The organism is Micromonospora sp. HK10, from assembly GCF_000982955.1.
Lineage (GTDB): Bacteria > Actinomycetota > Actinomycetes > Mycobacteriales > Micromonosporaceae > Micromonospora.
Map to the genome: position 1 here is coordinate 1 of NZ_KQ058840.1, position 6592 is coordinate 6592.

4 protein-coding genes are annotated in these 6592 nt (G+C 71.9%); 1 reads left to right on the top strand and 3 read right to left on the bottom strand.

Features of this window, described 5'->3' with window-relative positions:
• Window positions 1-71: 71 nt before the first annotated feature.
• Window positions 72-1637 carry an aldehyde dehydrogenase family protein gene (locus tag LQ51_RS19740; protein WP_046567841.1) on the bottom strand — a complete coding sequence of 522 codons (1566 nt, stop codon included), beginning with the start codon at window positions 1635-1637 and terminating at the stop codon, window positions 72-74.
• Window positions 1638-2070: 433 nt separating this feature from the next.
• On the bottom strand, window positions 2071-2805 hold the full coding sequence (locus LQ51_RS19745) for an LPXTG cell wall anchor domain-containing protein (protein WP_046567842.1): 735 nt from the start codon (window positions 2803-2805) through the stop codon (window positions 2071-2073).
• Window positions 2806-3179: 374 nt separating this feature from the next.
• Between LQ51_RS19745 and LQ51_RS19750 the strand changes: the two genes are divergently transcribed.
• The gene (locus tag LQ51_RS19750) at window positions 3180-6050 is read left to right on the top strand and encodes a glycoside hydrolase family 9 protein (RefSeq protein ID WP_197087841.1); all 2871 of its coding nucleotides are present in this window, start codon (window positions 3180-3182) and stop codon (window positions 6048-6050) included.
• A gap of 338 nt (window positions 6051-6388) precedes the next feature.
• Here LQ51_RS19750 and LQ51_RS33480 read toward each other — a convergent pair.
• The coding region (locus LQ51_RS33480) for a hypothetical protein (protein WP_046567844.1) at window positions 6389-6592 on the bottom strand (204 nt) is incomplete at its 5' end.

Below are 6592 nucleotides of genomic sequence, written 5' to 3' on the forward strand. Positions count from 1 at the left end.
GGCGCCGCCCGCGCCGCGCCGGCCGCGCCGCGCCGCCCGCGCCGTGCCAGCCGCGCCAGCCGGATCGCGGATCAGGTTGTCGGGTAGCTGCTGTAGTCCGGGAAGTTGCCGTAGAGCCGGCCGTCGCCGCCCACGGTGACCGCCTGCACGAGCAGGTCGCCACCGACGAACGCGCCCTTCCAGGAGGCGCCCCGGCCGCCGAACGGCTCGTCCCGGTCGCCCCGGGAGCGGGGCTTGTTGATGCCCACCTTGAACGCCTGCAGGTCGACCGCCAGCTTGCCGGCCAGCTCCTCGTCGTCGCAGGCCAGCGAGGCGACCAGGGCGCCGTTCGAGGCGTTCATCTGGGCCAGCAGCTCGTCGGTGGTGTCCACCACGACGATGGTGTCCACCGGGCCGAACGGCTCGGCGTGCATCAGCCGGGACCGGCCGGGCGGGGCGAGCAGCACGGCCGGCGCCACGTACGCGGAGGTGTCCTGACCGGCGAGGAAGGGCGCCCCGTCGAGCTTGCCCCGGTGCAGCGGCACCGCGCCGCCGCGGACCGCCTCCTCGACCTTGCGGCGCAGCTCGTCGGCCTTGGCCGCGCTGATCAGCGGACCGAAGTCCAGCTCGGGCAGCGGGTCACCGGCGGACCAGTCGTCGCCGACGGCGAGCGGGTGTCCGAACCGGACGGAGCGGACGACCGGCAGGTACATGTCGAGGAACTCGTCGACCAGGTCCCGCTGGACCACGAACCGCGGGTACGCGGTGCAGCGCTGCTTGCCGTACTCGAAGCCCTTCTTCAGGTGCGCGGCGAGCAGGTCCCACTGGGAGAAGTTCCAGATGCCCCAGGCGTTGAGCCCTTCCTGCTCGATGAAGTGCCGCTTGTCCGAGTCGAGCAGCGCGGCGGCCACCTTGCCGCCGTTGGAGCGCCCACCGACGAACGCCACCGCGCCGATCTCCGGGGCGCGGACCAGCACCTCGGACAGCTCCTCGCCGCCGCCGGAGAGCAGCGTGGCGGGCAGCCCGGCGCGGCGCATCAGCGCGTGCGCGACGGTGAGGCAGACCGCGCCGCCCTGCGACGGGGTCTTCGCGATGACCGCGTTGCCGGCGAGCAACTGGACCAGTTCGGCGTGGACCAGCACGCTCATCGGGTAGTTCCAGGAGGCGATGTTGCTGACCGGCCCGGACAGCGGCTCGCGGCCGTCGGCGAGCATCCGGTCGATCTCCTGCACGTACCACCGCACGCCGTCCAGGGCCCGGTCGACGTCGGCGCAGGCCAGCCGCCACGGCTTGCCGATCTCCCAGACCAGCAGCATGGCGAGCAGGTCGCGGTGGGCGGTGAGCGCGTCGAGGGCGTCGGTGACCCGCGCCTTGCGCTCGGCGAGCGGGGTCTGCGCCCACTGGCGGTGGTCGGCCGCGGCGTGCGCGACGGCGCTGCGGGCCGCGTCGGCGTCGACGCGGGCGAGGTGCGCCAGCACGGTGTTGTCGACCGGGGTACGCACCGGGGTGGGCGTGCCGACCGCCTGCCACCGGCCCTGGGTGAGGTTGTGCAGGGTGGCCGCGCCGTCCGGGGCGGTGCCGAAGGCCTCCGGCGCGGCGGCGACCGCGCGGGCGAGCGTGTCCGACCAGGAGGTGCCGTCGGCGAGTCTGAGAGCCATCGCGATCTCCTCAGGGTTGTCCGGGGAGCGGCGGCGTCGATGGCACCGCTGGTGGGGCGTACTGTCCCGCGCGGCCGAGCGGCCGGGCAACCGTACGCTCGTATGCCAGGACGCCCGGGGCGCCGCAGCGACGTGCCACGGCCCGACGGGCACCGGCCTGACCTGGGATTACCGGGACAATTAATAGACAGTAATCGATGATGTGATTCAGCTCCGGGCGGCGTCGACCGGGTTACCCGTGAGTACGTACCGATGCGCCGCGGGGTTCAACCGCTTCGCGCCGTGCTCCGATCGCCGGAGACGCCAGCCGGTGGCCGAGACGCGAGCCGGGCCGAGACCCGAGCCGGTGGTCGGAGACGCGAACCGGTGGTCGGAGACGCGGACCGGCCGCCGGGACGGAGGTCCGGCGGCCGGTCGCGTGGTGGGCGGGCGGTCAGCTGGTGAAGGTGATCCGGTCGCGGCGGCGCCGCAGCGTCATGAGCGCGATCCCGCCACCGATCAGCGCGATGCCGGTGACCGCGATGCTGGTCGCGGCCACGCCGGTGATCGGGAGGCTGCCACCGCCACCGGCGCCGCCGCCGACGGAACCGCTGGGGCCGGGGGTCTCGGTGCCGCCCGGCTGACCCGGCGTCGGGGTCCCCGAGTCGCTCGGTGACGGCGACTCGCTGCCCGTGGTGGACGGGGTCGGCGACGGCGACTGCGTCTGGGTGGTGCCGGAGCAGGTGTGGGTCAGGTTGAAGAGGTTCTGCGGCACCTGCCCGTGGATGGTCGACTCGCCGCTCTCCAGCTGCCAGCCGGCCGGCGTCGCGAACCAGACCTTCTTGGCGCCGTTGTCGGTCGTGAAGTGACCGTCGGCGAGGGTCTTGAAGGTGTCGGCGGTCTTGTCGTTGTCGGTGTCCCAGCCGATCTTCACCGCGTCGACGCTCTCGACGCCGTTGCCGGGCCAGATGAAGACCCAGATGTCCTGGCCGGCCTGCTGGTCGGCGCCCGCGCAGTTGCCGAAGCCCTGGTCGAACTCCGCGTTGGACGCGAGGACGTGCTTGCCGGCCTGGCGCAGGGTGGGGTTGGTGACGGCGGCCGACGCCCACGCCGGGGTGGCGAGAGCGAGGCAGGCTGCGGCCGCGGACGCGGTCACGGCGGCGCGCGCCACGGACCGACGCTGTGGCATGGGATTTCCTCCGGGATCGGGAGCGGGGACGGCACATGCTCCCATAACGTGAGGGTCCTTTCGGCATCGGTCGATCGGCCTGAGCTGGGCAGACGTGGCGCTCGACATGGTCGAGCGCGCCACAATCAAGCCGATTCCAGGGCGTGTCGTGGTAACGCGACGACGGCCTTCGGCGCTGCGCCGGTCCGCCCCACACCACGCCGGTCGGCCGTCTTCCCAACCGGCCGCCGGCCGATTAGATTGTCGCTTATCCATGGGAGCGCTTCCACGCTCCCGCGGCGGCCCCCACCACCATTGCCCGCACGGCGGTTCACCTCCGACGGCCGTCCCCCGTCCGGTCGGCCGCCGTGCGGCACCCATCCCAGGAGTACGCCATGCTGCACCGCACCCGACCACCCGCGCGCGGCCGCTCCGGGGTGCGCCGCGCCCTCGCCGCCGGCGCGGCCCTCGCCACCGGGCTCAGCCTCGCCCTGACCGCCGTCGCCGCACCCCGGCCGGCGCAGGCCGCGGCCAGCTTCAACTACGCCGAGGCGTTGCAGAAGTCGATCCTGTTCTACGAGGCGCAGCAGTCCGGGAAGAAGCCGTCCTGGAACCGGGTCTCCTGGCGCGGCGACTCGGCGCTCACCGACGGCGCCGATGTCGGACTCGACCTCACCGGCGGCTGGTACGACGCCGGCGACCACGTGAAGTTCGGCTTCCCCATGGCGTTCAGCACCACCATGCTGGCCTGGGGCGCGGTCGAGTACCGGGACGGCTACGTCGCCGCCGGACAGCTCACCAACCTGCTCAACAACCTGCGCTGGGTCAACGACTACTTCGTCAAGGCACACCCCGCGCCGAACGTCCTCTACGGACAGATCGGCAAGGGCGACGACGACCACAAGTGGTGGGGACCGGCCGAGGTGCTACCGATGGCGCGGCCCGCGTACAAGATCGACGCCAGCTGTGGCGGCGCGGACCTGGCGGGGGAGACGGCGGCCGCGATGGCCGCCTCGTCGATGGTGTTCCGTCCCACCGACGCCGCCTACGCCGACAAGCTGCTCGGGCACGCGAAGCAGCTCTACACGTTCGCCGACACGGTGCGCAAGAACTACCACGAGTGCATCACCGACGCGACGAACTTCTACAAGTCGTGGAGCGGCTACCAGGACGAACTGGTCTGGGGCGCGATCTGGCTCTACCGCGCCACCGGTGACGCGAGCTACCTGACCAAGGCGGAGAGCGAGTACGACAAGCTCGGCACCGAGCCGCAGTCCACCACCCGCTCCTACAAGTGGACCATCGCCTGGGACAACAAGCAGTTCGGCGCGTACGTGCTGCTGGCCAACCTGACCAACAAGCAGAAGTACGTCGACGACGCCAACCGGTGGCTGGACTGGTGGACCGTCGGCGTGAACGGCTCGAAGGTGAACTACTCGCCCGGCGGGGAGGCGGTGCTCGACTCCTGGGGGTCGCTGCGCTACGCCGCCAACACCGCCTTCGCCGCCCTGGTTTACAGCGACAAGACCTCCGACGCCACCCGCAAGGCGCGCTACCACGACTTCGCCGTCCGGCAGATCAATTACGCGCTCGGCGACAACCCGCGCAACTCCAGCTACCTGATCGGCTTCGGCGCCAACTCGCCGAAGAACCCGCACCACCGCACCGCGCACGGCTCCTGGTGGGACAGCCAGACCGTGCCCACCGAGACCCGGCACGTGCTCTACGGCGCGCTGGTCGGCGGCCCCTCCTCGGCCAACGACGCCTACACCGACAGCCGGTCGGACTACGTGATGAACGAGGTCGCCACCGACTACAACGCCGGCTTCACCTCCGCCCTGGCCCGGCTCAGCAAGGAGTACGGCGGCACCCCGCTCGCCGGCTTCCCGACCGCCGAGACGCCGGACCTGGACGAGTTGACCGTGGAGACCACGGTGATGCAGGCGGAGACCCGGGCCACCGGGCTCAAGGCGACCATCTACAACAAGTCGGGCTTCCCGGCCCGGGCGCTGAAGACGGCGAAGTTCCGCTACTACTTCCGCCCGGACGGCACCGGCCCGGTGACCGTCACCCCCGGCTACACCCAGGGCTGCCCGTCGCCGTCGACCGCCAAGCAGTACAGCGGCGACATCTGGTACGTGGAGGTCGACTGCACCGGTTACACCATCGCCCCGGCCGGGCAGTCGCAGCACCGGATGGAGGTGCAGTTCAAGATCGGCGTGCCGGAGGGCGGCACCTGGGACCCGACCAACGACCCGTCGTACCAGGCCACCGCCGGGCCGAACCGCAAGGTGCCGCTCTACGAGGCCGGTGTACGGGTCTGGGGTGACGAGCCCGGACCGGCCACCCCGGACACCACCGCGCCGACCGCGCCCGGCACCCCGGTCGCCTCGGGCGTCACGTCGACCGGGCTCACCCTGACCTGGCCCGCCTCCACCGACACCGGCGGCAGCGGCCTGGCTGGCTACGACATCACCCAGGCCCAGGTCGGCAGCGACGCCCTGGTGCTGCTGAAGTCCACCACGAACACCCTCGCCGTCACCGGGCTGCTGCCCGAGCGGACGTACCAGTTCTCCGTGGTCGCCCGCGACGGCGCCGGCAACCGGTCGACGGCCTCGCCGACGGTCAGCGTCACCACCCCGGCGGCGCCCGCCCAGGACACCACGGCGCCCACCGCCCCCGGCACGCCCACCGCGTCCGCGGTCGGCCCGACCGGGCTCACCCTCGCCTGGGGGCCGGCCACCGACAACGTCGGCGTCACCGGCTACCGGGTCTACCGGTCCGGGACCGTCCTGGTCGGCTCGACCGCCGGCACCACCCTCGCGGTCACCGGGTTGACCGCGGCCACCGCCTACACCTTCACGGTGGTCGCGGTGGACGCGGCCGGCAACGTCTCGCCGGCCTCCGCGCCGGTCACCGTGACCACCGCGGATCCGCCGGCCGCCGGTGGCTGCGCGGTCGGGTACGTCACCAGCACCTGGGACACCGGGTTCACCGCGAACATCACCATCACCAACACCGGCACGGCGGGCATCAACGGCTGGACCCTCGCCTTCACCTTCCCGAGCACCGGGCAGAAGGTGGGTCAGGCCTGGTCGGCGAACGCCACCCAGACCGGCACCGCGGTGACCCTGTCGAACGTCTCCTACAACGGCACGCTCGCGCCCGGGGCGTCGACCAGCTTCGGCTTCAACGGCACCCACACCGGCACCAACCCGAGGCCGACCGGCTTCACCCTGAACGGAGTCGCCTGCACCGTCTCCTGACCGCCGATCCGGCGGGCGTGGCCGGTCACCGTACCGGGGCGACCGGCCACGCCACGCCACCAAGTTCATCGATGTAAAGAGCTGGTGACGGTCCTCCGACGATCGTCGAGTTCGCCCTGCTCAGACGCGGAATTCGGGGCGCGGGACCGGTCCTGGACCGGAGCGTCCGGCAGGCAAAAAACACCCCCGAAACTTTTCCGAAACTTATTGTCCTGGACGGACGGCCGATGAAAGCATTGGCGCCGTTAAATCTTCCAAACATGACGTCCAGTCGTCCCCGCCCAGACGGCTTGGGTGTTGGCCAGTAAGGAGGCCAAGGTGGCAATGAGCCCATCCGTTCATCGTGGCGGGAACAGGCGGCGGCGCTCGCCCGCCGTCAGAGCGCTGCTCGCCGGCGCGGTCAGCGCCGTGACCGTGGCCGCGGTCGCGATCATGATGCCGTCGGCGAACGCCGCGGCGAGCACGCTGGGTGCGGCGGCCGCGCAGTCGGGCCGGTACTTCGGCACGGCGATCGCCGCGGGCCGGCTCGGTGACTCGACGTA